The 1299-nt window shown below is 41.4% G+C and carries 1 protein-coding gene and 1 pseudogene; both read right to left on the reverse strand.

All coding sequences use genetic code 11. The annotated features are described in order from the left end of the window. Nucleotides 1–503: pseudogene (locus ACYVRA_RS06545) on the reverse strand (hypothetical protein); the annotation flags it as partial. A 2-nt stretch (nt 504–505) separates the two neighbouring features. Further along, nucleotides 506–1299, reverse strand: a 794-nt coding sequence (locus tag ACYVRA_RS06550; protein ID WP_461251944.1) for a DUF2804 domain-containing protein, incomplete at its 5' end; no start/stop codon positions are given.

Genomic DNA, 1299 nt, shown 5'->3' on the forward strand with positions numbered 1-1299 from the left:
TTTGGAAACAGGCTCCTTGTCGAGTTCACCAGTCTTTCAATTTTATTGTAAAATTCATTCATACGGGTGATGACAAAACGTTGATTTACATAATCGACAGGTTCTCTGAAAAACGAAAAAATTGAAGTAAGAACCTGCAAAGAATTCTTTATTTCAAAAACAACTTGGCTTGCATATTGATCAATTTTTACTCTTTCTCCGTAACTGAGTTTTGCGGGAACCGAAGGATCGTCTCCCGGATACGGTCCTGATCTTTTAGTCCTTGATTCGCCGATCAAATCTTCATCTGGCGCCAGATCTATTCTGCGGCGTTTTTTGCCGCTTGAAGTATCATACTTGCCGTTTCTTTTTTTGTCATCTTCCGAGTCTCGTTCCGTTCCTACTTCGCCGCCAAGGAGTTGCGCCATTCGTTTAGCTTCGGAATCGTCTTTTACGCCTAATTTATCCCGGACGCGGCTTAATTCGCCCGGCGCATAAATTGCGTTATTCTTCTTTTTTGCCATACTCACACCCGCAAATAAAGTTTTTCACCAATTCCAAAAAGGTTTTTTATTTGTATCTTTTCCCCTTCAGAATTGACTAACATTCCATTAAAATACCCCAACGGAATGTTAAAATCGGCTCTTGTAAACATCAATTTTGCGCCGCTTTTATCCGGTTCTTTTGGGGTAAATGTCAAATCAACCATCCCTTCAACATCTTGAATTATCCAATCGGCGTCAATTCCGTTTGGCATTGTGATTCGCACCGGCGGCAACGGGGTTAATTTCCCATTTATCCACAAAGCGTTCTCGTTGTTTTTATTAGTATCCCTTGTTTGATTTTCGGCAATATGAAAGCCAAAACGTTTGTTTTCTTCATCAAAACCGGCGGCACTGCAAATAGTAGTATGCATTCTATACGGAAAAAACCCCTTGCAATCCCAAAAAACCCCGGAACATGTATCCTGTTTTAAAGTTATTCGTTTCCCTCCCAAAACCATGTCTCCTCTAACAGGGGCAAAAGCTTTATAGGCGTACATTATCCGCTGTTTTGAAAACCCAAGAGAAACCGCCATTGGATTAACATCCTGACTGTTCATATCATAGGCAAGATGAATGGTCAGCGGAGGGTGTTTTCTGTCCGACTCAATATTGATATCCAGTTTTACCGTATCCGCGTCAAGCCAACTATGGATACGGAAGAAAAAACTCATTGAACGGCTGTCTACCGAAGAATTCGCAAGGCTGACAGGCAATTGCCAGCCCGTGACGGGAATTACTTTTCTGTAGAGATATTTTTGTTCTTTTTCCCTGTCAT

It is taken from the genome of Treponema sp. R8-4-B8 (genome assembly GCF_054786175.1).